The following is a 26,644-nucleotide window of genomic DNA, read 5'->3' on the forward strand; positions in this document are numbered from 1 at the left end:
TGTACGGCAGGTTGTAAAAAGGGCTGAAGGAAGCAGTTGCCTTGAGCTGATCTATCACATATAATATTACTGACTGAACGTTCAGTATAGGAAGAGGTAGCCATCATGAACTCACGCAAACGTGAAGGAGAATTGACGAAGCTGCGGATCGCAGAGAAGGCGAAGGAGCTATTTATCCAGAAAGGCTATATTGCGACCTCTATGGAAGAGATTACGACGGCTTCGGAGACCAGTAAGGGGAATATCTATTATCACTTTAAGAACAAAGAGAATTTGTTTCTGTACATTCTTGAGCGGGATTATGAGAAGTGGAAGGATGACTGGGATGCGAAGAAGGATTCCTATCCGAGTGTGACCGAGAAGCTGTACGGGATAGCGGAGCATCTGGCGCAGGATTTCAGCAACCCGATTACCAAGGCCGCTGAAGAATTTTCTGGAACACAGCTGGCGAAAGAGGATGTTTTCGAGAAAATTCTGGAGATGTCGCAGCATCCGTACAAAGTTTTTCGTGAGCTGCTTAGGGATGGCATAAGAGAAGGCGAGATCCGGGAGGGAAACGCCGACGACATGGCGGATGTTTTTCGTGCGATGATGTCAGGTCTGGGCGTTGTTTACTATCAGAAAGAAATAGATGAGTTATTCAGACTGTACCGTTATTCAGTGGAAGTGTTTCTTAAAGGGGTGGCAAAGTAACTGCCCCGCATTTTTTTGGGATTTTAACTGACTGACCGTTCGGTTAAATTGCAGCTTTTTTTTCGCATTTAACTGACTGGACGTCCAGTCTATAAGTAGAGGTTAGTCTGAAGAAGAGAAGTTCCAACATATTAAATGAAGAATGCGGGGGATTAATGAATGAAAGCACTATTGAATAACCGGGTATTTATGCTGATTCTCGGCTCGGATCTGCTGCAGCAGATGGGGATTTGGATCCGGAATATGGCGATGCTGTTCTTCGTCATGGATATGACGGGCAACGACCCGGTAGCTGTCTCGCTGCTGACGGTTATTGAGTACGCGCCTATCTTCTTGTTCTCCTTCCTTGGAGGGGCGCTGGCTGACCGGTGGAATCCGAAGAGGGCGATGATCACCGGCGATTTACTGTCGGCTTTGTCTGTGGTGGCGATCATGGCTGTGCTTGCGACCGGATGGTGGCCGGCGGTATTCGCCGTTACCTTCGTATCCAGCGTGGTGAGCCAGTTCTCGCAGCCGGCCTCTGCCAAGGCGTTTAAGCGCAACGTTCCGGATGAATTAATCGGAACTGCAATAGGGATTACGCAGACGCTGCAATCGCTCTTCCTCATTATCGGACCGGCAATCGGGACGCTGATTTATGTGAAGGTCGGCATCGAGGTGTCCTTGTACAGCCTGATCGCCTTGTTCCTCCTCTCCGCGCTCCTGCTGTCTCTGCTGCCGCGAATGGAGAGCAGCAGAGAGCGGGAGGAAGGCTCTACGCTCGCCCGTGAGTTCCGCGAAGGCTACTCCTACGTCCGCAGACACGGCAGTCTGCTGCCTGTAATGGGCTGCTTCGCGCTGGTGGGGCTCGGCACGGGACTGACTCAGCCGCTGGAGGTGTTCCTGCTGACAGAGCGGCTCGGCCTCGGCAAGGAGCATCTGCAGTGGTTCACCGCCTTGTACGGTGTCGGTATGCTCCTCGGAGGTGCGCTGGCGGCATCCATCGCACCGAAGCTGAATGTCCGCCGCATGCTGATGATTGGCCTGCTGTTCGAGTCGGCCGCTATCGTCATCGAGGCCATCTCCACCTCGATTCTGCTGACCGCATCGCTGCGCTTCGTAACGGCCGTTCTGATGGCCGTCGTTCAGATTACGCTCAGCATGTTTATGGTCAAGGAGGTGGAGGAGGCTTACATCGGCCGTGTGAACGGCCTCATCGCACCCGTGCTGATCGCCATGGTACTGGTCGGCTCCTCTGTCTCGGGACTGCTCATGCAGGCCACTTCGCTGATCTTCGTGTATACGCTGGCGGGTATCTTCATTGCGCTTTCGCTGTTGCCGGCCAGCAGGCTGCGTTCTCAGTCGAATGCGGCTGCAGTTGCGGCTGCCGAAGATCCGGGGAAGCAGGCAGCGTTAGACTGAACTGCCCAGTAGCGGGAGATGGCCCTCCCAGATAAAGAGAAACGGACCTGATGAGGTCCGTTTCTCTTTATCCAAGCGACTGCTTAAGGAGCCTGTCGCCTGCTCGTAAGAGGTGTATCGTAAGAAGATGGCCGGAGCCTTGAGGGAGCGAACTCTATTAATTTGGACACAAAAAAAGCTGGATGCTTTGTCTCAAGAAAATGTAAACGACCCTGTTTATGTGTGCATTTAGATTGACAGTCCCTGTCACTAGTAGGATAATATTGGTAACCGAAATTGGGAAAGGGTGTGTCTATTTACAGCAAATGGTCGCTGGCCGGATTTGACCTTTTTAATCAGCCATTGCGAATAGGAACGGATTTCTAACCTTCTGAAGGAGTGATATTTATGTTCGAGAAAATCATTGATATTTTATGTGAAATTAAGGGGGAAGACCTGGAATTGCGGGACAATCTGACTCCTGCTACGGACCTCAATAATGATGTCGGACTGGATTCGTTACAAATGATCCAATTTATGCTGAAGATTGAAGAACGCTTAAATATAACCATCGACTATGATGAATTTGATTATATCCATCTGGAATCTATCGGTTCGTTTATCGAATTCCTGCAAAGCTGTGAATCGAAAAATCATCAATATGAAGATGTTAAACAGTGAGCGGATGAGCTCTCTCCGGCAAACCGTTATGGGGACCTACGATCCGGAGACACGCTGGCGGGCTTCTGGCTTGTCTTCTCTTCCTGCCCTGGCGGATCGTGACCGGGAACCTGTCGTCCTCTGTATGGATGAGCTGTTGTTCCCGTTCTGCGGCCCGGATGATGTGCTCTACACAAGGTGCAGGATCCATGATGATCTGCGCGCGCATCTGGATCAGCTGGGATTCAAATTCCAGTCGAGGCATGTTTTTGACTGGAGTGCCGGTCAGATCGCAGAACCTCCGCTGACGCTGGAGCAGTTCAAGCCCTGTATCTTCCGGCTTGCGGCGCGGCAAGGGAGAAGCGGGCATGGACACACGGCCGGGGAGGCCCGGCAATATGTGAATGCAGGGGCCCGGGACGCTCATGGTTCCGAGACAAGCTCCGGCACGGCAGCTGCGTATGGCAGTGACGGGAGCCATGTAACAGGCTTGTTATCCCCTTATGCAATTACAGAGGATACGGCTGCTTATCTCAGCGTGTATCCTCCCGTGAAGCCTCTGCCTCTGTTAGAAGCCGTGATAAAGGTGAATTCCAAGTTCTACTCTAACCGTATGCTTCAGTCTCTGGGAGAGAAAGCATACGGCATCGAGGTTCACAGCGCTGCGGAGGTTGAAAGTCTGGGCCAGAAGCTCTTGGACCAGGGAGCCTATCTCATTAAGGACCCCTTTGGGGTCTCGGGCAAAGGCAATCTGCTGATCGACAGCAGTTTTATGCAGAGCAGGGTAGCTTCCCACTTACGGAAACAAGAAGAAAGCGGTCTGACGACCCGCTTTCTTCTGGAACCCTTTCTCGCCAAGGAAACGGATTTTTCCTCCCAATGGCTGATCCGGGATACGGGGACGATCGAGCTTATCTCTGTTCAACGGATGATCAATCATCAGTTAAACTACGGCGGCTCTATGACGGCAGATTCGGCCTTTGCGGACAGATTGGACAAAGCCGGTTATTTCAATGTCCTGGAACAAGCGCTTGGCCGCATGTTCGAGGACGGCTATCACGGATTTGTATGCGTGGATTCCATGATTTTGCAGGGAGGGGAACTGGTCCCTATTGTAGAGATCAATGCCCGCAAATCAATGGGGCTGATCAACGCTTACCTGGACCGCTTCTGGAACCGGTTCGACAAACAAGGATGGCTGACCTTTCTGTCAGTGGGACTGCCGTCAGGATTTAAATTTGATAGTTTCATGCATACTCTCCGTGATTCGGAGCTCCTTCTGCAGTCACCGGAGGGATATGGCGTCATGCTTCTCTCTTCTAATACGTTAACGATTAATGAGACTCTGGCCCAGCATGCGGCGCAGGAGGGCTCTTCTCCCAGAAGAGGGCTCTCTAAGGGGAGGCTCTACGTATCGGTTGTCGGACGTGATGAGGAGCACCGCAGCGAAATCATGACCCGGCTGCGGGGGGCGCTCTCCGATATGTCCGTGAAGATCTACAACTAAATAGGAACGGGAGCTGCCTATGAACTCTACCTCGGTTACCTTGCTTGCGTCAGGAAATTCGCTTGGCGCATACATGCCGGCGATGCACTTGGACCGTTTCCTGCAAAGCCAGGGAATCTCTACGCATGTTCATGTTCTGGAGAATTTGTACCATGCCGAGGTTCGCAATAAGATCCGCGCAACCAAAGCCGCTTTTCATGCCAGCTTTTCCGTTGCCCGTATGGGACATAAACTGGCAAAGCCTGTCGATACTTCCTTGAAGGAAGAAGAAGTAGAGAAGCTTCTTCGGCAATGGAGGGAGAACGGCCAATCCAGATTTGCCGTCTTTACCGGCTTCTGGCTGCCTATCATGGAGCGCTATAAGACGTTAGCGGGCTTCCAGGTAGATATCCAGCTAATCCGGATGGATGCTTATGACACCCCTTCTTTTAAAGTGCACCGGCAGCTCTGTGCACACTATGACCAGGTATGGTTCTACGATCCGGCTTCGCTGCCTCGTTATTACGTATCGGCGGAGACAGATGAGCCGATTTCCTATGAGAAGAGAAGCGGACGTTATCTCATCCACGGCGGGGGCTGGGGGATCGGAACTTACCAGGACACGGTGGAGGCTCTCAGGGAGCGCGGCTGCCAGCTTGACGTGATCGTCTACGATCATTCGGAAGTCCGCGAAGATAGTGAAGCGATACGATATTTCGGGACGGCCCCGGACTGGAATCCTTGGGATCGCAACGCGCAGGGAAAACATACATATCCGCCCATGGTCCGGTTCGTACGTGAAGGCGGCGCAGTGAACGAGTATCCGCTGGCGGATTACCGGGATTATCTGAACATAGTCCGCAACTGCAAGGCTATTCTCAGCAAGCCGGGGGGCGCCACGCTCAATGATTCATTCTCCCATGCCGTGCCGTTCGTGATGCTTGAACCTTTTGGGGACCATGAGCTTCATAACATGGAATATTGGGAAGCGTGCGGCTTTGGAATCCGATTTGAAGATTGGCAGTCTCAAGGTTTTGCCGAGAGCAGTCTGGAGCTTTGTTACGGGCGTCTGGCGGAGCAAAGGTTAAAAAAAGAAAACTTCGGGAGGGTGTACTATGCAGCCAAAAACAGCAGTTACGTTTGATCCGATTACATTCCGTAATATGAAGAGGACTTTAATACCGCTGGCCGAAACAGGCAGAAAACGCAGAGAAGACCCCACCTATGCAACACCCATTCCATATGAAATTGGAATTAAGCTTAATAACGGATGCAATTTGCGGTGCAAACACTGCTTCGAGTGGAATCCGGAGGGCTTTCACCACGGGTATGCCAAAGAAGTGAAGAATGATGAGATCGACATTGCGGTGGTTGAAAAACTGCTGGCCGAAACGCGGGAGCGGAAGTCCCGTGTATTCCTGTGGGGCGGAGAGCCCTTATTCTATTCCAAATTCGACGAACTGGCAGAGCTGCTGGCCAAAGAAGACCGCTATACGACGATCTGTACGAATGCCATCCTGATCGAGCAAAAGCTGGATTCCATTCTGAAAATGTCGGAAAACTTGGTCATGCTGGTGAGCCTGGAAGGGTTTGAGAAAGAAAACGACGCCATTCGCGGGAAGGGCACTTTCAAGAAAGTGATTAAGGCCGTGGAGCTGCTTCTCGATTTGCAGAAACAAGGGTTGTACAAAGGCAAAGTTTCCGTAGCCCTGACGGTGAACGACAATATGATCGGACAAATGTACGCATTGATGGAATATTTCGAAGAGCTTGGCGTAGATTCCGTCTATTTTTGCTTCCCTTGGTACATTCCGGAGAATACGGCTGACAAAATGGATGCGTATTTCTCCAGTCATTTTCCGGGCCTGGCCTCGCGTTTTGCACCGGAGCACAAGAACAGCTGGCATTCCTTCACTTTCCATATTTCGCCCGAGAAGCACGCGGATCTTCTGGAAGAGATCGAGCGCGTCAACTCCAGGGTGTGGAACGTACGCATCCGCTACCAGCCGGCGCTGGAGTCGGATGACATCAAGGACTTTATAAGCGGGGGAGAGAAGCCCGCGATGAATAAGACCCAGTGCTTCTCGATTTCGAACCGGATGGATGTCATGCCGGACGGGAAAGTAAACCCGTGCAAGTTCTTCCCTGAATTCAGTGTCGGCAATCTGAACGAGCAAAGCGTCGCAGACATTTTCCATGGAGATGAGCTCAAGCACCAGCGTGAAGTGGTCGCTTGCGGACTGATGCCGATCTGCTCCAAATGCGTGCTGCTGTACAACAACGGAGTCTAATTAAGAAGTGACGATGGTTTAACCGGCGTTTTCCGGCAAGGGCCTGGCAACAGGCAAGGTTGCCGGAAAACGCTCATTAACGAGGGAATCATTCAGGAGGGGCAGGATGGACTTCATCCGTGTGAGGGAACTGCATAAATCGTTTATTTACTACCGGAAGGAAGCGGGCCTCAAGAACTCGCTTAAGAATTTGTTTGCACGTAAATCTCTCGTCAAGGAAGCGGTGAAATCAGTTTCCTTTGATATCGGGCCGGGAGAATGCGTAGGATTTCTCGGTCCTAACGGAGCCGGGAAGACTACGACCCTCAAGATGCTTTCGGGTATTCTCTACCCGACGGGCGGCGAGGCTGAAGTGTTGGGCTACACTCCATGGGAGAGGAAAAATGCGTTCAAACGGCAATTTTCCATCGTTATGGGCCAGAAAAACCAGCTCTGGTGGGACTTGCCCGCAAGTGATTCGATTTATCTCAACAAATGTATCTACGAAATTGATGACGCCGCCTATTCGCGAAGTTTATCGGAATTATCGGAAATGCTCGATGTCCAGGAGCTTCTGAACGTCCAAGTTCGCAGGTTGTCACTCGGGGAACGGATGAAGATGGAGCTGATAGCTGCCCTGATTCACCGTCCGAAACTTCTCTATCTGGATGAGCCGACGATTGGACTGGATTTTCCTTCCCAGAAAAAAGTCAGAGAATTCCTGAAATTTTACAACGAGCAGTTCGGCGCGACGATCATGCTGACGAGTCATTACATGAAGGACGTGGAGGATTTGTGCCGGCGTACCATCATCATTAATGAAGGAAGCATCCTGTATGACGGCGAGCTGCAGAAGATCAATACCATGTTCGGCGAGCAAAAGGTGATGCGGCTGCAATTCTCAGAACCGGTAGCCGATCAGCGCCTCTCCAAATTCGGACGCATCGTAAGTTCGGACGGTTATCACGCGGTGCTCGAATTGCCTAAACAACGTCTGAAGGAAGTGTCCCGCATTCTACTGGACACGTTCCCGGTTATCGATTGGACCTTGGAAGACGTACCGATTGAAGAAAGCATCTCAATGCTTTACCGCAAGGAGTCTGTCGGATGAAAAATCGTGAATTGTACCGGGTTTTGTTCTCAATGGGTGTGCAGCACTCCATGGAATACCGGTTTCATTTTTTTCTTGGCCTTTTGAGCGCGGTATTTCCGATTATGGTGCAGTATTTCATCTGGACGGCCGTATATCGGCATTCGGGAGAAACAGCTCTTTTCTCTTACTCTTACAGCCAAATTATTTTGTACACCATTCTGGCCGGGCTGATCTCTAAGCTGATCGCAACGCAGTTCGAATATCAGATTGCGGAGGACATCAAGAACGGGGGACTTAACAAGTATTTAATCAAACCTGTCAGCTACTTCGGCTATAGGCTTCTTTCATTTATCGGGCAGAAAGCGATCTACTATGCCGTTACGGCGCTTCTACTTGCAGCCATTTTATGGACGGCCTACGTACAAGGCGTTTTCATTCCGGAAATTGACCGTCTTCTGCTGTTTGCCGTTTCTTTATGGGGAGCGTTAGTCCTTCATTTTCTTATCGTTTACTGTATTTGTGCCAGTGCATTCTATCTGCACGAAATTTCTTATTTTTTTCTTATTACAGGCTTACTCATTAATATTTTAAGCGGAGGAATGTTCCCTCTTGAGATTTTCGGCCATACCGTTGTGAGGCTGCTTCAGTTTACTCCTTTTCCTTACACCATTTATTTCCCTGTTAACGTACTAAGCGGCAGGACGGAGGCGGCCGGCATGTATGAAGGCCTGATGATCCAGTTGGGCTGGATTGTGCTGTTTCTGTGGATTGCCCGGGTTACCTGGCGGGTCTCCATCCGGAAATATTCGGCGGTGGGGGGGTAGATGGCTATTTTGAGTTTAACTAAAGTAAAAAAATATGCGGTCCTGTACCGGATGTTTATTAAAAACTGCCTGATCGCTCAAATGGAGTTTCGCGGAAATTTCCTTATGAGTCTTCTGGTCGAATCTGTCTATCTCTTGGCCAAGCTGTTGTATGTACTCGTTGTTTTCCGGACAGATCTTCATGTGGATGGGGTTCCGCCGGAAGGGCTGCTGTTATTTATCGGGATGCACACCGTAGCGACCGGAATTTATGTGGGAATTTTCTTCACAAATTTCACCAAAATTCCCGATTATATTAAAGACGGCACTCTCGATTTAATGATAACCAAACCAGTTTCACTGCAATTTATAGCTTCCTTGCGCTATGTGGATTTGGCGCTGCCGATTCCCGATATTCTGGTTGGGGCAGCCATGATCATCATTGGATGGAATGCCATGGACATTCCGCTTTCTTTGTCCACGATTTCAGGATTCTCCGTGCTGCTGCTCGTTTCCGTCATCGTTACGTACTGTCTGATGATCATACCCGCTTTGCTGTCATTCCGGTTCGTCCAGACCGGGTCAGCATCGGAGATTGCAAATTCCCTGTGGGACGCCAATAACTTCCCGATGGCCATTTATCCGGCATGGGTCCGCAGAATCGGAACTTTTGTGGTCCCGTTGTTCCTGGTTACGAATTTTGGCCCTATGTTTGTGCTCGGCCAATTAACATGGGTGCATATTTGCCTGGCTTTGGCGGGTTCTTTGCTTCTCTTTGCAGCAGTCCGGGCAATCTGGCAGCATGAAGTCCGTAATTACAGCAGTGCAAGCAGCTAAGGATCATCTTGGGATCTGACAGTTCGGATAAGAACGTATAACTTCCAAAAGGGATGTGTTTAATATGTCGAATCTTGAACTTAGGGCGGGAAGCAGGTCCTTGAATTGCATCTTTGAGCAGGCGAACCGGATCGTGTTCAGGGAAGAAGATGTGCCGCAGCCCGGACCGGAAGAAATTTTGTGCGGGGCAAAAGTATCCCTAGTCAGCACGGGAACCGAGCTTTCTTGCCTGAGGGGGCGGTTTGATGCCGGAACGGTGTGGGAATCGTGGGTGAAGTATCCGTTCTATCCGGGCTACTCGATGGTAGCCGAAGTCATGGAAGTTGGTTCTGCTGTTGAGGGAGTCCGCGCAGGGGATCGTATAGTATGCCAGGCCCCTCATAAGCAGTATTTCGTGCTGAATGCCCGGGAAGCAGTCATTGTACCGGATTCGATCTCTGACGAGCAGGCTGCTTTCCTGCCGATCAGCCGAGTTGCGCTGCTTGGCGTACTTCGCGCGGAACCCGCGTTAGGAGAGCGTGTAGGTGTCATCGGACTGGGATTGATCGGACAGCTGGTTATTCAATTTTTGAATCTGTGCGGCACACGGCAGCTTATCGCCATTGCCCCGAGTTCTTCGCGTCTTCAGCTCGCCCTTGAGAATGGAGCGACGGATCTGCTCGATATGGAAGCGGCAGCGGCGCTGGAGCCTATAGAGGAGCTGACCGGTGGGAAGATGCTGGATACGGTGTACGATGTTACCGGATATCATGAGGTGCTGCAGTCCTGCACGCGTTTCACAAAAGATTTGGGTAAAGTCATCCTTCTTGGAGACTCCACTCAACCGACCAAGCAGTCGGTGGGGCCGAAAGTGGTTTTTAATTCCGTGTCCATCCTCGGAATTCACGGGAGAATGATGGCCGGATTTAAGGAATGGACGGAACCGGGGATGAATGCCTACATTTTTGACTATATGAATCGTGGCAAGCTGAATGTGGAGCGTTTAATTTCGAAGAAAGAAAGCCCCTTGAAAGCAGATTTGGTGTACGGGCAATTGGCGGATCCGCAATCTGGTCTGATGGGCGTAATTTTTGACTGGACACAACTGTAGGACTTGATTAGGGGGACGAGTAAATGAGAACGGTTGATCAGCTTACCTTAAAAGAGAAAATCGGGCAGCTGTTGATGGTAGGTTTCGAAGGAGTGACTGCGACAGAAGAAATCAGTAAGCTTCTGCAAGAGCATCATGCAGGGGGCGTCATTTATTTTATCCGCAATATTGAGAGTACCGAGCAAGTATTTGCGCTTACGCAGGAGCTGCAGATGATTGCAACGGATGCCACGGGGATCCCTCTATGGATTGCCGTCGACCAGGAAGGCGGCATGGTTGCCAGACTGCGTGAAGGAATTTCGTACTTGCCCGCAGCTATGGCCTTGGGAGCAGCGCATAATCCGGAACTGCTCTATGAAGCAGCCAAGGGTGTAGCGGAGGAGCTTGGGGCGCTCGGGATCAATATGAATTTTGCGCCGGTTGTGGATGTGAATATTAATCCGAGAAATCCGATTATCGATGTCCGCTCTTTTGGTGATGATCCGGAGCAGGTGAGCGAGCTGGGGATAGCGGCTATGCGCGGTTTCCAGGACGGGGGTATTGTTTCTGTCATTAAACATTTTCCGGGGCACGGTGATACAGAATCGGATTCGCACTGGGAGCTGCCGGTTGTGAATCAGCCGCTGGAGAGAATCCGGCAGGTTGAGCTGGTGCCTTTCCGGCGGGCTGCTTTGGCAGGGGCAGAGGCGGTTATGTCCGCTCATGTCGGAATACCCGCTTTAAGCAGAGGTGAGCGGGTGCCGGCGACTTTATCCCATCCGATTCTGACGGGTATTCTGAGAGAAGAATTCGGATTCGGAGGGTTAATCGTAACCGATTGTATGGAGATGGAAGCTGTATCCAAAGATATCGGTGTACCTGAAGCGGTCATCCGCGCAGTAGAGGCGGGTGCGGATATTATGCTCGTCAGCCATACGCATGAGGTGCAGTTAGCGGTGATTCAGGCATTGGAGGACGCTGTGCGGAGCGGACGTATTCCGGAAGCGCGCATTGATAGTTCCGTCCGTCGTATTCTGGAGCTGAAGCAGAAGAAGGCTGGAAGTATCGAAACAACCAGCTGGGAAGATACGCGTATCCGGCTGGAAAAACAGCAGACCTTGGATGCCCTTAAACGGCTGCGCAAAGAGAGCATTACGGTTGTGAACCATGAGCCGGATCACTGCAAGCTATCTCCTCATAAGAGCACGCTGGTGCTGTGGCCGGAAATTACCCAGGCTTCCCATTCGGAAGATGTGTTGTCCCATCACGTCTCTCTCGGCAGTTATGTGAAGCCGTTCATACAAAAGGACTTCACCGAACATATTTACAAAACCGATCCTGGCCGCGAGGAAATAACCGGACTTGCTGCAGAGGCTGAGGGTTACGATCAGGTTGTGATAGGGATTTTCCATGCTAACTATAATCCGGGGCAGTTAGAGCTTGTTAACGAGGTGCTGGCTGTACGTCCGGATGCGATTGCAGTTTCCCTGCGCAATCCGGTCGATTTGGCGGCTTGGCCTTATCTCAAAGGATTCGTAGCCTGTTATGAGGGGCATCCGCATACGCTGCAAGCTGTATCGGAACTGCTGCTGGGACGTTTGGAACCTGCAGGCAGGCTGCCGGTCACTATTCCGTATTCGCATTCAGGAGGAGAACATTCTAATGCCTATGAACGTGAGTCTGAGCAAGAGTTCCAAGCAACTGCCGGTATCAACCCCACCTCTTAAAGGATTTCTGAGGTGGGCCTATACGCTATCGATTACAAGCTCGTACAGCCAGACGCTGCCGTGGTATTACAGCAATTTTATTCAACTCTCATGCACAAAGCGGTTTTTGGAGGATGGAATCCAGTGCTTTGTAGATTTTCACCGGGGACAGCCGAATGAGCTCAATTTCAACAATCCTTTTCTGATAACCTGCTGTGTAAACTACTCTATCCTATCCAATCTCAGCCTGGATTCGCTGATCGAGTTTTTTGTGCACCAAATCCGTAATGAGTACTATTGTATCGTTTTCCTGGATGAATCCCGGTTGTCCGTATCGGCCTCCTTCGAGCAAGAACCTTTTCCACATCACCTGTTTTTGTATGGATACGATACCGACGAGCGGGTTTTTCACGCCTCGATGTTTGACAAAACGGGAGTTTACCGCAATCTGACGATCACGTTCGACGAATTCAGGAATGCCATCCAGTCTATGCGGACTCTGCTGGAAAACAACGAGACAGGAGATCATCATACCTATTTATATCAATTTAAAGATGGAATCTATAAATTTGATCATACGGCAGTGAAAGACCAGCTCAAAGATTATTTGAACAGCGAGAATCACATCAATCGCATTAACTTTAACGGTCAGAATCTGGTGTACGGTCTGGAAATTTATGATTATTTGAAGCTTTACTACGAGGCTGTCCGGGATGGAAATCCATCTCTTGTATGGCAGAACGATATAAGGCATCTGCATGTGCTGTGGGAGCACAAAATGGTGATGAGCGAACGGATTTCATATATGATCGGTAACGGAATAATAGGGCAGGACGAGATCCTGGTGGACGGATACAAAAAGCTGACGCATCAAGCGATGCTGCTGCGGGACCACTACATTCGTCATAGTATGCGGCCGGATGCTTCTATTTTTGATCGGGTATCGGGGAAGCTTCAGGAATTTAAGGAACAAGAGGCGCACTATTTGGAGAAGCTGCTTCGTCAATTGGAGAAGTAATGTCTGACATGCGGCAAAAGCCGAGCGGATGCCCTTGGGAATAAGGCATCCGCTCGGCTTTTGCCGGTATACGGGATAGGATATGCGGCGGCATAGTTATCTTCAACGGGCGTGACCGGTATTGGCTGCCATGCGCTGGGCCAGATTGGCTACAGCCGGATCCGGGTCCGTCACATAATACATGGTGTCGGATTTGCCGGGGTCAAGCTTCCACCAAAGCCAGTGAAGACCGGAACGATTTTTGATTTCGGTTTTGGAAACAGGCATGTAGATTCGCCCTTGGGCATCAATTAGAACGGGTTTTCCCCGGGTGCCGTTATAGATGAAGCGAAGCGGCTCCTGCGTCTGAATGAGTGCGGCACTGATGGCAGCCTCGGGCTTGCGCGAAGCTTGCTTGGCACCAGCGGTACTTGTAAAAGCCGTAATTAAGTCCGGATCAGTGACATAGTTTCCGGTTTCGGGTAAGTAGAAGGAAGCAGGCATTGTCTGGGCGCTTAATTCTCCGTAGGACATGCTGCCGGGTACCAGCCTGTTAAGCAGGAAACTGAGTATTAATGCCGCAATAACAGTACTGACCACGATGGAGAAAAGCAGTTTGCGGATGAGTCCGCTCGGGAAGTTCCATTGGCCGAACCATTGAAATAAGCGCAGTGTCATCGGTAAGCCCTCCTTGGGTGCATATTCCACGGCGACCTGTAAGCGTTTTCAAAACTACTTTTTCAACCTGTCTGCAAGAAAGGCAGGTGGCGGCAAAAAAATCGTTCGTTGTCTCCGGTTTATATGTACAGCGGGTTCGTATCTTCCAGACCCGATGTAAGAATTACTTAAACGATTTGGAGTTTATTAAACGCCGCAAGGAGGAAAATGCTTCAGGAGTCCTAGCCAGAGCAAGGAAAGGGGCGGAAGTCCCGCTCCTCACATCCGATGGGAGATTGATACAGTTCTTAAGGCCCTCCGCAGCAAGCAACTAACCTTCATGGACGAAAAAGCCGCCGCAGCCAAAGCGGCCGCGGCGGACAAATCATGAACGACAGGCAGCCGATTAATACGAAGTCGTAATGACTGGGGTGCCGATGGTTATACGGTTCCGACCGGTCTCGCTATCCGTGTGAACGGCCGCTTGCAGATTGACGCGGTGTTGGCCGCTCTGCACATAGGCTTGCAGCCTTGACGAACTCATGGTGATGCTGACGGTATCTCCGTCCGCATAGCGTTCAAGCTCCCGGGTGCCGAGCAGGCCTCCCAAGTGAGCCTGCAGCTGCCGAGCCTGTGCCTGGGCCTCCGGCAGCGGATCAGAGGCATCGCCCTGCAGGACGATGTTGGCGTCCGCGTGCACGCCTGCGGCGGCCAGCGCGGCCCTGACGGCCTGCAGGCGCGCTGTCAGGGCCGTGAGGCCCGCCTCAGCGCGTTCGTCCAGTCTGGCGATGACGAATGCGCCGCCGTCATCCAGACGCGTGAGCTGCAGCGACAGGCGTCCGCCTGAGGCAAGCGGCGCGGCTGCCGCATAGACGGGATGCCCCGTCTCGCGGCTAAGCGTGCCTGCCGGAAGGCCCAGGCTGCCGGCCAGCTGCCCGCCGGCTGCAGCGAGAGCGTCATCGCCGCCCGGCACGGCGATCGGAGCGGCATAGCGCAGCGTGACAGCGGCGTCCTGCGCGAGCAGGCCGTCCGCGGCTGCAAGCAGCGCAGCCAGGTCATTGCGGCCGCTGTCGTCCGCGGAATTCCGCTGGCCGGCAGCAGACCAGCCGGCCAGCAGGAGCGCGGCGATCAGCGCGAAGCCCCAGAAGAGCCCTTTCGCAGTAAGTTTCCGTTTGATTGTGGGCTGCATGGTATGAGGCTTCGTCATGATTCATCGCTCCCGTCCGAATCTACTAATCTAGTAACAGTATAGCCGGGAACGGATGGCTCCATACCTGGGATGAACCGGATAGACACGATGCAGGGTAAGAAGGGAATGCCAAAATCCCCCTTCAAAACGCTAAGCGCTTTACGAAGGGGGAGAGGATTGGGTGCCGGAAACTACCGGCGGAAGTTAATGTCTTCTTTATTGCCAAGCAAATCCCGGTTACTGTCCGCCGGAACATGGTCGGCTCCGCCGTAGACATCGGGCCGTCCGTCGTGAGTACCGTCGTCTGAAGCGCCGCGGCTTGTCCGCAGGATTTTATTGACTAATTCCCATTTATCTTCAGAAGTTTCTACCGTAACCAGAATGTCGCCTTTGTTAACCCGGCTGTGGTAATCCTCGATCTGATCTTCCGGAATCCCGGCGCCGATGAGTGCGCCTGTAACACCGCCAGCGCCTGCTCCGAGCGCGGCTCCGGACAAAGCGGCAGCCAGCGGGCCGGCGGCGAGGAAGGGACCTATACCGGGCACCGCCATCAGGCCGATGCCGGCAATGAGGCCTGCGGCGCTGCCGATAGCGGCTCCGCCTATTGCGCCCTTGTCAGCCTTTGTTTCTTCTTCGCCGGTGGTGACTGTTCCCCCGGCTTCTTCTTTATGCTTAGCGAGAACGGAGATGTCCTCGTCTGTGTATCCGTGTTCTTTTAATGAAGTAATAGCTGTGTTCGCTTCTTCTCCCGTATGAAAAACACCTATTGCTTTGCGGCTCATGATATTTTCCTCCCTTGAAGTGGACTACCCATCGTTACCCTTTCCTCAGGGGGATGAATCGGAGCCGCGAGAGAAGGGCGGCCTAGAGTTTCCTACAGATCGAGTGTCCGGTCCCACTGGACAAAAATGCGTTTTAATTCATCCATGGAAATCGGTTTGCTCATGTAGTCATCCATCCCGCTTGCCAGACACTGCTCCTTGTCTACATTCCGCGCCGAAGCGGTGACCGCGACAATAATAGGCACCTGATCAGCGGGAACCAGCTGCCGGATCAAGCGGGTCGCCTGAAGCCCGTCCATGACCGGCATTTGGACATCCATGAACACCAAGTCATAAGCTGAACGGGTTACAGCCTCCACCCCTTCCATTCCGTTATGGGCGATATCCGACCGATAGCCGAGTCTGGTCAAATATTTCATAAGCAGCTGCTGGTTGACGGGATGATCCTCTACGATAAGAATTTTTAATGAAGACTCTTTTCTTTGCGGATTGTTCCAGACATTATGTTCGTCCATATTATCGAGCTTTGGGAGTGTACTGGCTTCTGGGACGGTACTGTTAGGAAGAGTGAAATGGAAAATCGATCCGACGCCTTCGGAACTCTCCACCCAAATTGTACCTCCCATAAGCTCGACAAGCCGCTTGCAGATGGAGAGTCCCAAACCAGTGCCCCCATATTTACGGTTAAGCACGGGATGCAGCTGGGAGAAAGACTGAAACAGCTGGCTGAGCTTGGCGGCAGGGATGCCGACACCTGTATCGGAGACGGTGAAACCGAGCAGCATCGTTTGCGAATCGGCAGAAGCCAGCTTATCCACAGTTACCTGGACCGATCCTGTTTCGGTGAATTTAATCGCATTGCCGACGAGATTAACCAGGACCTGCCGGACACGAGACGAATCGCCTGTATAGATTGGCGGCACATCCGGAGAGATTCTGTATCCCAGGTCGATCTGCTTTTCGGCGGCTTTGGGATAGAATAGCTCCAGGGTGCTCCGCAGGACACCTTCCAGGTCGTAAGGCTCATGGACGAGTGTCATTTTACCGGCATCAATTTTACTGAAATCAAGGATGTCGTTCAGAATTTGCAGCAAGGCGTCGCCACTGCTCCGGATAATCTCCGCATAATCAAGCTGCTCTTCATTTAATTCCGTCTCCATAAGCAGATCCGTCATGCCGACAATCCCGTTCATGGGAGTCCGGATTTCGTGGCTCATCATGGCCAGAAACTCCGATTTGGCATTGGCGGCTCTCTCAGCGGACTCTTTGGCCTGAATAATTTCTTTCTCATCCGTAATGTCATTAAACACGACCACCGCGCCCTGGATCTCACCGTTATCTATAATCGGAGTCACCCGGTAATCCACGAGGAAGCTGGATCCGTCTTTCCTCCAGAAAATATCTTCCCGGATCATGCGCGACTGTCCATCTCTAACTGTCATGTGGATCGGGCATTCTTCTACCCTGTATGGGCTGCCGTCCGCTTTGGTATGATGGATTTCATCGTGATTGTGGATGCCGATAAATTCCTTGAGTGTGTAGCCCAGCATAGAAGCGCCCGCCGGGTTAATAAACATAGACTTACCGGACGCATCCATTCCGTAAATTCCTTCTGACACAGAGTTCAGAATTAGAGTGAGCTGATAGCTGAGATTCTCGATTTCGCTTATATAGAGTTTACGGTCCGTAATGTCGATCGCAATCCCATATACGCCTACCAGCTCCTCATCGACGTAAATGGGTATATTGGTTACATTGATTTCAATGGGAGATCCGTTCTTATGCATAATGACTGTGTCATAGTTTTGCGGCATTCCCTGTTTGGCGCGTTCAAAATGATGCAGCGTCATTTCCAGATGCTGAGGGCTGATGAGCGGCATGAAAGAGATCGGCATCAGCTCTTCCTTGGTATAACCGATCATTTCCTCCAGCTTGGCATTCAGCGTGACGAAGTTCCCTTCCAGGTCAAAAGAATAGACACTTGAAGGATTGTATTCAAAAAGAGATTTGTACCGCTGCTCGCTCACCTGGAGCTGACGCTCTGCCGTTTTCCGGTCCGTGATGTCCCGGGACACAGAGACGATTTCCTGGATGTTTCCCTTGTTCTCATCATAGGTGTAGCACCCGGTGCTCTCGAACCAGATATACTCTCCATCTTTGCGCCGGATCCGATAAGTAACCGTATAGCGGCCGATATTCTCCAGGTTGGCCTGCAAGTATTCTGTAACGAGAGGGATATCATCCGGATGGAAGTAATCGTAGGCGCTAGTTCCCACTAATTCATCCGGTTCATAGCCGAGCAGTGCTTTGCAGGCTGGTGAAGCATAGACATACCGGGCCTCTTCGTCTGCCGTATGTCTGGAGATGAAATCGAGTGAATGCTCGGACATCAGACGAAACTGCTGCTCGCTGCTTCGGATCCGATCTTCCATTTTCTTGCGCTCCGTAATATCCTGAACCGTTCCGAACATTTGTTGAGCGATTCCGGCCGCATCCCGGATCACATGGCCCACCGCATGGACGCTCTTGACTGCCGCCTTCTCCCCGGTAATGCGATATTCCAGATCAAAGGCCGCTCCGTCCAAGGCATTCGATACCGCTATTTTCACCATGGCGAGGTCCTCAGGATGGATACATTGAAGAAACTGCTCGTAGGTATGCAGGGGTCTTGTTTCCGTTATGGAGTAAATTTGGACGCATTCTTTGGAATACTCGATATGATTCAGCTGGATATCCCAGCTCCAAGAGCCTAATTGGGCGATACGCTGAGCTAGAGCCAAGGTATCCTCACTTTTTTTGAGCTGTTGATCCGTCTTCATACGGTGAGTAATATCCCGGCCTATTCCCAGCGCCAGCTCAATCTCTCCATCTTGTCCTCGTATATACCGCACGGTTGTTTCAAACCAAATATAATGCCCCTGTTTATGGCGGTATCGGCCTGTCAAAATATCCTCATCGGGCGCGGCACCGTGGTTCTTCTGGAGATCGTCCGGTAAATATTGATCGAGCAAATTACTGCCGGTGATTTCCTCCGGGGTATAGCCGAGTAATTTGGTGATAGAGGGAGAGACATACTGGCAGATTCCCTGCGGATTTGTATAAGTGATGATGTCCCCGGCGTTCTCTGAGATTAACCGGTACAATTCCTGGCTTTTCTCAAGACTGCTCAGCAGTTCTTTCTCCCGGGTAATATTCTTAGCCAGTCCATATACACCAACGATATGATCTTCAACCACAATAGGAATATAAGTGACGGAAGCGATGATAAGCTGTCCGTTCTTATGTTTGAAAGTGATTTCGAAATTGGGAGAATGACCCTTGCGGGCTTCCTGGAAGTTTGTCTGCCGGATTTTGGTGTCATCCTGTGTAAAAAGCTGTTCCGTCTGCAGACGGATAAATTCCTCAGCCGAATATCCTGTTATTCGTTGAATCGAAGGATTGGCATCCAAGTAATTTCCATCCAGATCCATGACGTAAATAGCGTCCGGATGGTGCACATACAAGGATTTGTAGATACCGTCTTCCGAAATTGCGCGACTGAGTGCAGCGGCAGTTATTTTCTCCAAGGCTGACAACTCCTTTCTATGCCGTTCTTTTTTATAAGAAATCGTGATAAATGGCGATTAAAGAACCTGATTGATATTTAATGCACTTGTAATAAAGGGTTGTCTATTAGTATCTTCCTACATTTCTTACTTAATCGGAAGAGGGGGGCAATTCTTTTTATTTTTTTGCTCTAGAAATACGGGGTGTTATTAATTCTCAGGCCCTGCGGTCGTCTAGCGAGTCTTTGTCCTTCGCCGGTTCGTCTAAGATACGAGAGAAACAGAAACGGACTAATAGGAGTGGAGAAGTATGAAACGCACCGGAAGAAGGCTGTTGTTACTTGCTCTGATAGCAGCAGGTTTATGGCTGTGGAAGGGAAGCGGCGGAGAAGAGCTGGAGTTTGATGCTAGAGCAGCGGTACTGATTCATGCGGACACAGGCAGCGTTGTCTATGAGCGAAATGGGGATGAAAGTCTTCCGCCAGCTTCCATGTCCAAAATGATGACGGAATTAATTGTCTATGAGGAGGTGAAAGCCGGCCGTGCATCTTGGAACGATCAGGTGCGGACAAGCCGTTATGCCAGCGAGGTTACCGGCGCCCAGATCGGATTGAAATTCGGGGAGCGGCTGACACTCAAAGAAATGCTTGCCGCAGTAGCCATTGAGTCGGCCAATGACGCGGCTGTCGCCGTGGCGGAGCATATTGCGGGCACCGAGGATGAATTCGTTGTGAAGATGAACCGCAAAGCAGCCGAAATCGGGCTGTCGAAGGGAACTGCTTTTGCGAATGCAAGCGGATTGACCCGTGCAGATCTCGGTTCCTATGCGTCCGAGAAGCATAGGGGAGAGAGCGTCATGACTGCGAAGGACACGGCCCGGCTCGCCGCTTATTTGATCCGTCAATATCCGGAAGTGCTGGAGCTTACCCGCAAAGCGGATTATGAGCTGCCCGGAAGATTCGGATTGATTCAGACTACGAACCGGATGCTTCCGGCTGCCGGAGATGCGTTTGCGTATGAAGGAAGCGATGGCCTTAAGACCGGCTTCACCGACCTGGCCGGGTACTGCTTCACCGGAACGGCTGTCAGGGACGGGCAACGGCTGATTTCCGTGGTGATGGGAACGGGAAGTCAGGAAGGACGATTCAATGCCACCCGTAAATTGCTTGATTACGGATTTGAATCAGTTAACAATAGCAGCCGAAAGGACAACTTATTCGGCGCCGAGAGATAGTAGACTTGTTCTTTTTTGCGGAGTGAACGGGTTGAATGGCCTGCTTCCTTAACTTCAGAGAGAATTGGGAAAGCCCTTCCGTGCGTATTGACATTAACGTGCAATACATGGAAGATAATACCTGAATCCTGGCCCGTTGCGTAGGAGAGGGGCAGGATGATCTGGAATTTATTTTCTCAGGAGGACAACGGTATGACTTTTACGAAACTGGTCGATGTCTTTGTGCCTGTTTCCGATCTTGATCGATCAGTACCCTGGTACATCAAGGTTCTTGGTCTTCGCTTGCTGGGCCGCGACAACGAGCACGCGAGACTTTCTTTCTACGAAGGGACCTGCCTGACGCTCACCCGGCAGAAGGAGCTGAACACGTACAGTGCAGTTGCTTTTAATGTGAATGTGTATGATGCCCATGTAGATTATGTACGCATGAAGGATGCCGGAGTCACGATGGTAGAGAAGCTGAAGCCTCTGCAGTCCATGAGCCGCTTCACCATTGCGGACCCGGACGGGAATCCCATTGAAATTGTCGGATGGGAGGAAAGCGGGCACGAGAAGACGGGGACCATCCGTCTGGGCGGCGCGTATTTGCCCGTCAAGGACCTGGACAAGTCGACAGACTGGTACGAGAGTAATTTAAACGCCCTAATCGGTCAGCGCTTTACTATTTCGCCTTCCGGAGGTACAGATGAAGTAAGAGCCGTCGCGTTTACAAATATTAATCTTTGTCTGATCGAGACGCCGCAGAATGCTCCGCTGGAGCATAGAGCGTTTACGATCGGTTCTACAGATCCCAGAGGGGATTATGAACTGTTAAGGTACCGGAGTGCCGTGAAGCTTTCTACTCTGACCAAGGAATTTAACCGCGATGTGTTCGGCCTGCTGGATCCGGACGATAATCAGATCGGAATTATCGGTATCTTGCATTAATACGTGCTTTTACGGGTGTGTGCTGTCATCTCTGCTATTCCTTCTTTTACGTAAAGCACCGGTATAGTATATTGAGGTCATACGGCAAATTTTACCTAATAGAAGAGCCTTGCTGCCGTATGGAATTTCACGCTTAGGAGACGTGCCTATGTCCATTCGCACAAGGCTTTTACTTTCCTATATCGCCATGCTGATTATTCCTCTAGTCCTGTTGTTCCTGACAGGTATAGGGCTTTATTATATGCTGGTTCAGGATTTGAAGCGGGATTACCACGTGGATCTCAGCCAGAATAATCCTATTAAGGAAGTTGCCACGATCGAAGAAGAGAATTATCAGAAAATCCGCAGCGAAATAGCCAAGAATCCGATAAGCGCGGATGATCCTTCCAACTGGACCCACTGGGAAGAGCTGGTCCAGCGCGTCAATATGGGGATTGTGCTGCGTAAGAATGACCAACTGCTCTATGTTTCACCTATAATAGAAGATAAGGAAGGACTGGAGGAACTGCCCGCCTACAGTTCTTATTCAGGATTGTCGGACGCAGAGCTCACGAACAAATTTTTTGTGCTGCGGCATCATGATTTTCTATATCCGGATGGAAGCAAAGGCAGTCTGTTCATTGGAAATCATGACTCCGTGAGCAGTAAATATTTGATGAAATACGGTCTTCTTTTTCTCTCTGCCCTTGTGGTGGTGCTGGTTCTGACCAATGGCGTGATGACTTACCTGATGTCCAGAAGTCTGATTAATCCGCTCCGATCCTTGAAGCGAGCGGCTGAGCATATCAAGGATGGACAGCTGGATTTCGAAATACGTCCCGCCTCCGGGGACGAAATCGGGGAGCTTGCGGTTTCCTTTGAAGAGATGCGGAGGCGGCTTAAGGATTCGGTTGAGCTGCAGCTGCAGTACGAGGAGAACCGCAAACAGCTGATTTCGAACATTTCGCATGATCTGAAAACCCCTGTGACCGCGATTAAGGGCTACGTGGAAGGCATTATGGACGGGGTCACGAATTCGCAGGACAAGTTCGACCGTTACCTGCATACGATTTATGCCAAAACAGTCGATATCGACCGGATGATTGATGAGTTATTTCTGTATTCAAAGCTTGATTTAAAAAAGCTGCTCTTTCAATTCGAAGAGGCGGATTTGACTGCGTATCTTAAAGATTGCGCGGAAGATATGCAATTCGATATGGAGAAGAACGGAATCCGGTTAACGCTGGAGCTCTCTTCTCAGGACCCGCTTCCGGTTATCATTGACCGTGAGAAATTGAAACGCGTATTGACGAATATAACAGAGAATGCACAGAAGTATAGGGACAAGAAGGAAGGGCATATCCGTGTGTTCGTAGTAGAGAGGCCTGAATTCGTTCTGATTGGCGTTCATGATAACGGCCAGGGAATTCCGTCCGATGTACTTCCGCATATTTTTGACCGCTTCTACCGGGGCGATCCCTCGCGCAGCACGCAGACAGGGGGCAGCGGGCTTGGTCTGGCTATCGCCAAACAGATTGTCGAAGAACATGGCGGCAAGATTTGGGCCAGCAGCCGATATGGCGAAGGGACTACGGTTCAGTTTACAATCCGCAAAGCGGATCAAGGTGAGAGGAGAATAGCCACATGAGTGAAATCGGCCGCATCTTGATTGTGGAGGATGACGTGAGTATCGCCGAGCTGGAGCGGGATTATCTGGAGTTGGACGGCTTTCAGGTCGATATGGAACATTACGGGGAACGGGGGATGCAACGCGCGCTTACGGGCGATTACGATCTTGTGCTTCTCGATGTTATGCTTCCCGGAACAGACGGTTTTGCTATCTGCGAACGAATCCGGATGGAGCGGGATATTCCGATTCTTATGGTTTCCGCCAAGAAAGAGGACGTCGATAAAATCCGCGGTCTTAGTCTGGGGGCGGATGATTATATCATTAAGCCCTTCAGTCCGGGGGAACTGGTCGCACGCGTGAGGGCTCATCTGTCGAGGTACCAGAGGCTCAAAGGCAGACATGGAGGCGCAGCGGACAAGGATGAGATCCGGATTCGCGGACTGCTGATCAACCGCGCTTCCAGGCGCGTGTATATGAACGGGCATGAAATTATTTTTACAACCAAAGAATTTGATCTTCTCGCCTATCTCGCCATGAATCCGAACCGGGTGTTCAGTAAAGATCAGCTATTCGATCAGCTGTGGGGCATGGATTCTTCCGGTGAAATTTCAACGGTAACGGTACATATCCGCAAGCTTCGCGAAAAAATAGAGCCGAGTCCGTCGGACCCGGCGTACATTGAAACAATATGGGGAGCAGGATACCGGTTTAAGCCTTAGATTCCCGATTCCGGGCGACTGTTCCCTGGGCAGGAGGGGCGGCCTCGACAGGGAGGTTGGTATCACCTGCGGTAGTGGACACGGTTCCGGTGGGGTTCGAATAGGGGCCGGGGGGGCGGATTTGCCGGATATGCTTGATCCGGGATTCCATCCGAACGGGACCACTCCCCCCGATCTGCATCACAGAAGAAGCGGAGACGCCCAGGACTTTGACGGAGCCTACTTGAATAGATCCCGCCTGGCTGGTGGTCTTGGTCGCTCCGGGAGGAAACCGTATGTCGGGGAAAGGCTCTATGAAGATAGGGTATGCTTCGAATGCGCCTTCTTCCTCGATGAAATTCGGCACTTCCCTCTGTACGGCAATAGCGCGGTAGCGTGTATAGATCCCTTGGTTATCTCCGATCTGAAAAACAGCGGAGTCGGCTACGCCAAGCACCTTCGCTTGTCCGAGGTATACCATCCGCCGCCTGCTGCTCATCTTTCGCTCGCCAGCGGCACCAGAGGGCCAATAATGACGGATTCCGGCGGCGTGTCAAAAACGGAGGCTGCTGAAATCGAGTCCGTATCTCCGATTAAGAATGTTGAAGAACTCGATACCCCGATAATGTAAATGGACCCGACTTGGAGGCACTTGTTCTCTACATAAAGGTCCACACTCACGAAGAATCCCTCCCGTCTTCCTTTTCTTGCCGATATCGGTTCAAATAAATCCGGATGCCTTCACGAATATCCGATTTGGTTTTCTCTATTAATTTATGGGTTCTAACCTCGGCAGATTCCGCTGCTTCGCTATGTCCGGGAGTCCTGGAATAATGCCGGACTCTCGCCTCGATTTGGCGTCTTAAATCATCCATAATTCTTTTACTTTCGCCTGGAGCGACATTCAAATGCTGTTTGGCGGCGAGTTCCATCAGTTCTTCCATGGCCTCGCGGTCTAGAAACTCATGCAGCTGCTGATTCGCCTGCTGCTCCATAATCGGAGGCTCCCGCTCTCCGGGCGGCTGCCGGTATTCATCCGAAGTGAAAGCGGAAGACACCGGCTGGGCTGCGTTTATGTCTGCTCCCGGGGGCGGTGATACCGGCATTCCGTTAACTGCCATGTCTTCGATCTCATTCATCGCGGAGGGAGACACGCCGATTGTCAGCGTTCCATCCAACTGTTCGACCTTGAGCTGATCGAATTTGTATTCGATCCGGTCGATATGGATAGCCCGCTGACGTCCCAGTTCTTCAAGCTCCTTCCGCATACTTTGGACAGACTCTTCAAGTCTGCGGAGCCGCTCTTCCTGCCGCTGGGTGTAAGCCCACAGCTGCTGAAGCTGCTGCTGATAATACGGATAAGAACCATCGGGGCTGTACATAGGCGCGCTTCTCCTTCCGTGATTGGATATGAAGTTCTCCGGTATGAGGCGCGGAAGGACGGCAAGCGCACGCGGCTTCAAGAGATTGCGGTGCTGCCGCCCGTATCGCCTGCGTGATCCGTGCTGGCGCATGCCGGCAGATCTCCCGGGCAGCGGCAGCAGCGGAGCCGCGGGTGCAGGCACTGCCGCAGGCGCCCCCCGCAGCAGCGATGCGCAGCCCGCCTTGCCGGCAGGCGGCCGACATGGCCGCGCGACTGCCGGCAAGCTCCTGCAGGCGGCCGACAAGCTCCTGCAGGCGGCAGTCGGGCTGGCTGCCTTACATGGGCGGCAGCGGCGGCAGCAGCTCAGGGCCCGGACAGAGCGCCTTCGCAAGCGGCGCGGGAGCGGCATTGCCCGCATCCGGTCCTTGCGCCGCCGGGCCGGGACCGCCGCCTGAGCCGGCAGACCCGCCGAAGCCGGCCAGTTCGCCCTTACCCGGCTCAGGAGCGGGCCCCGTGAAGCCGCCGGTGTTGTACTGATTAGAGAGGGCGCGGATACTTCCCGCGCTCCCGATTTGCAGCACCGACGAATTGGAGACGGCATCGACCCTAAGCTGCTGGATCGTGATGGTTTGATGGATCGTCCAGCTCATGCCGTCGCCGTCTTGTTCGCTTCTGCTTCGACAAAGTCGCTGTCATTCGTATTCGTCGCGCTGATCGCGTTGTAGACCGAAGGCAAATCTCCTGTATTAAAAGAGCCTGCTCCTGCAAAGCTTTTCGAAGAGCTGTTAGGAGAAATAACAAGACAGTCCCCGAATTGAACGACGGAGCTGGGGCCCACGGACAAAATTTTGACGTTCCCGACGATGGCCGGCATAGGCGTTCTCCTTTGCTGCGTCTTCTTGTTTATTCTATGTAGGGAAGTGCCCAGATGTTCATATCTTTTCCCGTATGTTTCGGCAAGGGTGCTTCTTTCACTCACACCAGGCAGCCCTTTTTTCATATAATGCCAGAGAAGCGGGGTGAGCTGCGATGAACCAGCCAGACATGAACAAATGGTTGAAATGGGAGCATATTGAGAAATTTCTTGATCAGCCGCAGAAATATATGGAGAATATAAAATGGATCGAAGGATTCGTCCGGGATGTATTCGACCGCACGATACCGCCTCCGGTTGTCAGTGCCAGCAGGACTGCGAATAGCAGTGCAGGGCAGCAGAAAGAGCTGTCGACGAGCGATGTGTTTGAGACGCATACGCATGTTTTTATACGTGTGAAAATCCCTAAACGGGAAGACCCATATTCTCTGCAGGTGCTCGTTAAAACCAGTCACGTCAAGATTCTCGGTCTGATTGATGAGCCTAAAAAAACGATTAAAATGCCCAGCCCGGTAAATCCCAAGACGGCAAAAGCGCGCTACCGGGAGAATGTCCTGCAAATTCAGGTCCGCAAACGCAAGTTCAAAGATAACTATCACGAAGCGTATATAGAATTCTGATGTAGGGACCGGCCCCGCGCCGGTCCTTTTTTATTGATAAGAGCGTATGCGGCAACGAAGTCCTTTAGAATGAGCAAAAGCACACAACAAGTAAGATGCTGACTGCATATACTGAAACGTAAAAAAGATGGACAGGGAGGGGGAGAACAGCC

At 51.5% G+C, this 26,644-nt stretch carries 25 protein-coding genes and 1 pseudogene; 17 read left to right on the forward strand and 9 right to left on the reverse strand.

Going from position 1 to position 26,644, the window contains the following annotated elements; all coding sequences use genetic code 11:
- Positions 1-105: 105 nt before the first annotated feature.
- The 12 genes from AR333_RS18645 (at position 106) to AR333_RS18700 (ending at position 13,015) form a co-directional block, all read left to right on the forward strand.
- Positions 106-693, forward strand: coding sequence for a TetR/AcrR family transcriptional regulator (locus AR333_RS18645; protein WP_068776877.1), 588 nt, complete (start codon positions 106-108; stop codon positions 691-693).
- Between the two features lie 159 nt (positions 694-852).
- Complete coding sequence (locus tag AR333_RS18650; RefSeq protein ID WP_068776878.1) at positions 853-2,094, forward strand: MFS transporter; 1,242 nt, start codon at positions 853-855, stop codon at positions 2,092-2,094.
- Positions 2,095-2,481: 387 nt separating this feature from the next.
- Positions 2,482-2,754, forward strand: coding sequence for an acyl carrier protein (locus tag AR333_RS18655; protein WP_068776879.1), 273 nt, complete (start codon positions 2,482-2,484; stop codon positions 2,752-2,754).
- A complete protein-coding gene (locus AR333_RS18660) occupies positions 2,735-4,240 on the forward strand; it encodes a hypothetical protein (RefSeq protein ID WP_253735907.1) in 1,506 nt (501 codons plus the stop codon). The genes AR333_RS18655 and AR333_RS18660 overlap by 20 nt, the downstream gene beginning before the upstream one ends.
- Positions 4,241-4,259: 19 nt before the next feature.
- Positions 4,260-5,363 carry a hypothetical protein gene (locus AR333_RS18665; RefSeq protein ID WP_068776880.1) on the forward strand — a complete coding sequence of 368 codons (1,104 nt, stop codon included), beginning with the start codon at positions 4,260-4,262 and terminating at the stop codon, positions 5,361-5,363.
- The gene (locus AR333_RS18670; protein ID WP_068776881.1) at positions 5,335-6,510 is read left to right on the forward strand and encodes a radical SAM protein; all 1,176 of its coding nucleotides are present in this window, start codon (positions 5,335-5,337) and stop codon (positions 6,508-6,510) included. The genes AR333_RS18665 and AR333_RS18670 overlap by 29 nt, the downstream gene beginning before the upstream one ends.
- 106 nt (positions 6,511-6,616) lie before the next feature.
- Complete coding sequence (locus AR333_RS18675; protein WP_068776882.1) at positions 6,617-7,600, forward strand: ATP-binding cassette domain-containing protein; 984 nt, start codon at positions 6,617-6,619, stop codon at positions 7,598-7,600.
- Entirely contained in the window at positions 7,597-8,406 is an 810-nt protein-coding gene (locus tag AR333_RS18680; protein ID WP_068776883.1) for an ABC-2 family transporter protein, read from the forward strand. Before AR333_RS18675 ends, AR333_RS18680 begins: the two co-directional genes overlap by 4 nt.
- Complete coding sequence (locus AR333_RS18685) at positions 8,407-9,222, forward strand: ABC transporter permease (RefSeq protein WP_068776884.1); 816 nt, start codon at positions 8,407-8,409, stop codon at positions 9,220-9,222. It begins immediately after the preceding gene.
- Positions 9,223-9,322: 100 nt separating this feature from the next.
- On the forward strand, positions 9,323-10,312 hold the full coding sequence (locus AR333_RS18690) for a zinc-binding dehydrogenase (RefSeq protein WP_253735908.1): 990 nt from the start codon (positions 9,323-9,325) through the stop codon (positions 10,310-10,312).
- Between the two features lie 23 nt (positions 10,313-10,335).
- Positions 10,336-12,018 carry a beta-N-acetylhexosaminidase gene (nagZ, locus tag AR333_RS18695; protein ID WP_068776886.1) on the forward strand — a complete coding sequence of 561 codons (1,683 nt, stop codon included), beginning with the start codon at positions 10,336-10,338 and terminating at the stop codon, positions 12,016-12,018.
- Complete coding sequence (locus tag AR333_RS18700; RefSeq protein WP_253735909.1) at positions 11,954-13,015, forward strand: hypothetical protein; 1,062 nt, start codon at positions 11,954-11,956, stop codon at positions 13,013-13,015. Before nagZ ends, AR333_RS18700 begins: the two co-directional genes overlap by 65 nt.
- A 102-nt stretch (positions 13,016-13,117) precedes the next feature.
- On the opposite strand, the gene AR333_RS18705 is transcribed toward AR333_RS18700, so the two are convergent.
- The 4 genes from AR333_RS18705 to AR333_RS18720 form a co-directional block, all read right to left on the reverse strand.
- Entirely contained in the window at positions 13,118-13,672 is a 555-nt protein-coding gene (locus AR333_RS18705; RefSeq protein ID WP_068776887.1) for a hypothetical protein, read from the reverse strand.
- Between the two features lie 385 nt (positions 13,673-14,057).
- Positions 14,058-14,858, reverse strand: coding sequence for a YwmB family TATA-box binding protein (locus AR333_RS18710; protein WP_068776888.1), 801 nt, complete (start codon positions 14,856-14,858; stop codon positions 14,058-14,060).
- Positions 14,859-15,031: 173 nt separating this feature from the next.
- Positions 15,032-15,622, reverse strand: a complete 591-nt coding sequence (locus tag AR333_RS18715; protein WP_068776889.1) for a general stress protein — start codon at positions 15,620-15,622, stop codon at positions 15,032-15,034.
- A 92-nt stretch (positions 15,623-15,714) separates the two neighbouring features.
- Complete coding sequence (locus AR333_RS18720; RefSeq protein ID WP_068776890.1) at positions 15,715-19,188, reverse strand: PAS domain S-box protein; 3,474 nt, start codon at positions 19,186-19,188, stop codon at positions 15,715-15,717.
- Between the two features lie 289 nt (positions 19,189-19,477).
- Between AR333_RS18720 and AR333_RS18725 the strand changes: the two genes are divergently transcribed.
- The 4 genes from AR333_RS18725 to AR333_RS18740 all read left to right on the forward strand — a co-directional run bounded on the left by AR333_RS18725 (position 19,478) and on the right by AR333_RS18740 (position 23,656).
- Positions 19,478-20,401 (forward strand): D-alanyl-D-alanine carboxypeptidase family protein, encoded by a 924-nt coding sequence (locus AR333_RS18725; protein ID WP_068776891.1) that lies wholly within the window; start codon positions 19,478-19,480, stop codon positions 20,399-20,401.
- 192 nt (positions 20,402-20,593) lie between these two features.
- Complete coding sequence (locus AR333_RS18730) at positions 20,594-21,328, forward strand: VOC family protein (RefSeq protein ID WP_068776996.1); 735 nt, start codon at positions 20,594-20,596, stop codon at positions 21,326-21,328.
- A gap of 148 nt (positions 21,329-21,476) precedes the next feature.
- Positions 21,477-22,955 carry a cell wall metabolism sensor histidine kinase WalK gene (locus AR333_RS18735; RefSeq protein WP_068776892.1) on the forward strand — a complete coding sequence of 493 codons (1,479 nt, stop codon included), beginning with the start codon at positions 21,477-21,479 and terminating at the stop codon, positions 22,953-22,955.
- Positions 22,952-23,656 (forward strand): response regulator transcription factor, encoded by a 705-nt coding sequence (locus AR333_RS18740; RefSeq protein ID WP_068776893.1) that lies wholly within the window; start codon positions 22,952-22,954, stop codon positions 23,654-23,656. Before AR333_RS18735 ends, AR333_RS18740 begins: the two co-directional genes overlap by 4 nt.
- Here AR333_RS18740 and AR333_RS18745 read toward each other — a convergent pair.
- The 5 genes and pseudogenes from AR333_RS18745 to AR333_RS18765 form a co-directional block, all read right to left on the reverse strand.
- Entirely contained in the window at positions 23,646-24,134 is a 489-nt protein-coding gene (locus AR333_RS18745; RefSeq protein WP_068776894.1) for a spore germination protein GerPE, read from the reverse strand. The two genes, AR333_RS18740 and AR333_RS18745, sit on opposite strands and share 11 nt — an antisense overlap.
- On the reverse strand, positions 24,131-24,310 hold the full coding sequence (locus AR333_RS18750; RefSeq protein ID WP_068776997.1) for a spore gernimation protein GerPD: 180 nt from the start codon (positions 24,308-24,310) through the stop codon (positions 24,131-24,133). The genes AR333_RS18745 and AR333_RS18750 overlap by 4 nt, the downstream gene beginning before the upstream one ends.
- 2 nt (positions 24,311-24,312) lie before the next feature.
- Entirely contained in the window at positions 24,313-25,281 is a 969-nt protein-coding gene (gerPC, locus tag AR333_RS18755; RefSeq protein WP_253735910.1) for a spore germination protein GerPC, read from the reverse strand.
- 214 nt (positions 25,282-25,495) lie between these two features.
- A pseudogene (locus tag AR333_RS24765) lies at positions 25,496-25,648 on the reverse strand (spore germination protein GerPB); the annotation flags it as partial.
- Positions 25,645-25,872, reverse strand: coding sequence for a spore germination protein (locus AR333_RS18765; protein WP_068776896.1), 228 nt, complete (start codon positions 25,870-25,872; stop codon positions 25,645-25,647). The gene AR333_RS18765 and the pseudogene AR333_RS24765, both read right to left, overlap by 4 nt.
- Before the next feature lie 155 nt (positions 25,873-26,027).
- Between AR333_RS18765 and AR333_RS18770 the strand changes: the two genes are divergently transcribed.
- Positions 26,028-26,492: an Hsp20/alpha crystallin family protein gene (locus AR333_RS18770; RefSeq protein ID WP_068776897.1), complete on the forward strand. Its 465-nt coding sequence runs from the start codon at positions 26,028-26,030 to the stop codon at positions 26,490-26,492.
- Positions 26,493-26,644: the final 152 nt, after the last annotated feature.

Source organism: Paenibacillus sp. FJAT-26967, assembly GCF_001541095.1.
Taxonomy (GTDB): Bacteria; Bacillota; Bacilli; order Paenibacillales; family NBRC-103111; genus Paenibacillus_F.

Bases quoted from the DNA above. Each gene is read 5' to 3' on its own strand.
- AR333_RS18645 (WP_068776877.1), top strand. From the start codon at position 106: ATGAACTCACGCAAACGTGAAGGAGAATTGACGAAGCTGCGGATCGCA.
- AR333_RS18650 (WP_068776878.1), top strand. From the start codon at position 853: ATGAAAGCACTATTGAATAACCGGGTATTTATGCTGATTCTCGGCTCG.
- AR333_RS18655 (WP_068776879.1), top strand. From the start codon at position 2,482: ATGTTCGAGAAAATCATTGATATTTTATGTGAAATTAAGGGGGAAGAC.
- AR333_RS18660 (WP_253735907.1), top strand. From the start codon at position 2,735: ATGAAGATGTTAAACAGTGAGCGGATGAGCTCTCTCCGGCAAACCGTT.
- AR333_RS18665 (WP_068776880.1), top strand. From the start codon at position 4,260: ATGAACTCTACCTCGGTTACCTTGCTTGCGTCAGGAAATTCGCTTGGC.
- AR333_RS18670 (WP_068776881.1), top strand. From the start codon at position 5,335: ATGCAGCCAAAAACAGCAGTTACGTTTGATCCGATTACATTCCGTAAT.
- AR333_RS18675 (WP_068776882.1), top strand. From the start codon at position 6,617: ATGGACTTCATCCGTGTGAGGGAACTGCATAAATCGTTTATTTACTAC.
- AR333_RS18680 (WP_068776883.1), top strand. From the start codon at position 7,597: ATGAAAAATCGTGAATTGTACCGGGTTTTGTTCTCAATGGGTGTGCAG.
- AR333_RS18685 (WP_068776884.1), top strand. From the start codon at position 8,407: ATGGCTATTTTGAGTTTAACTAAAGTAAAAAAATATGCGGTCCTGTAC.
- nagZ (WP_068776886.1), top strand. From the start codon at position 10,336: ATGAGAACGGTTGATCAGCTTACCTTAAAAGAGAAAATCGGGCAGCTG.
- AR333_RS18700 (WP_253735909.1), top strand. From the start codon at position 11,954: ATGCCTATGAACGTGAGTCTGAGCAAGAGTTCCAAGCAACTGCCGGTA.
- AR333_RS18705 (WP_068776887.1), bottom strand. From the start codon at position 13,672: ATGACACTGCGCTTATTTCAATGGTTCGGCCAATGGAACTTCCCGAGC.
- AR333_RS18710 (WP_068776888.1), bottom strand. From the start codon at position 14,858: ATGACGAAGCCTCATACCATGCAGCCCACAATCAAACGGAAACTTACT.
- AR333_RS18715 (WP_068776889.1), bottom strand. From the start codon at position 15,622: ATGAGCCGCAAAGCAATAGGTGTTTTTCATACGGGAGAAGAAGCGAAC.
- AR333_RS18725 (WP_068776891.1), top strand. From the start codon at position 19,478: ATGAAACGCACCGGAAGAAGGCTGTTGTTACTTGCTCTGATAGCAGCA.
- AR333_RS18730 (WP_068776996.1), top strand. From the start codon at position 20,594: ATGACTTTTACGAAACTGGTCGATGTCTTTGTGCCTGTTTCCGATCTT.
- AR333_RS18735 (WP_068776892.1), top strand. From the start codon at position 21,477: ATGTCCATTCGCACAAGGCTTTTACTTTCCTATATCGCCATGCTGATT.
- AR333_RS18740 (WP_068776893.1), top strand. From the start codon at position 22,952: ATGAGTGAAATCGGCCGCATCTTGATTGTGGAGGATGACGTGAGTATC.
- AR333_RS18745 (WP_068776894.1), bottom strand. From the start codon at position 24,134: ATGAGCAGCAGGCGGCGGATGGTATACCTCGGACAAGCGAAGGTGCTT.
- AR333_RS18765 (WP_068776896.1), bottom strand. From the start codon at position 25,872: ATGCCGGCCATCGTCGGGAACGTCAAAATTTTGTCCGTGGGCCCCAGC.
- AR333_RS18770 (WP_068776897.1), top strand. From the start codon at position 26,028: ATGAACCAGCCAGACATGAACAAATGGTTGAAATGGGAGCATATTGAG.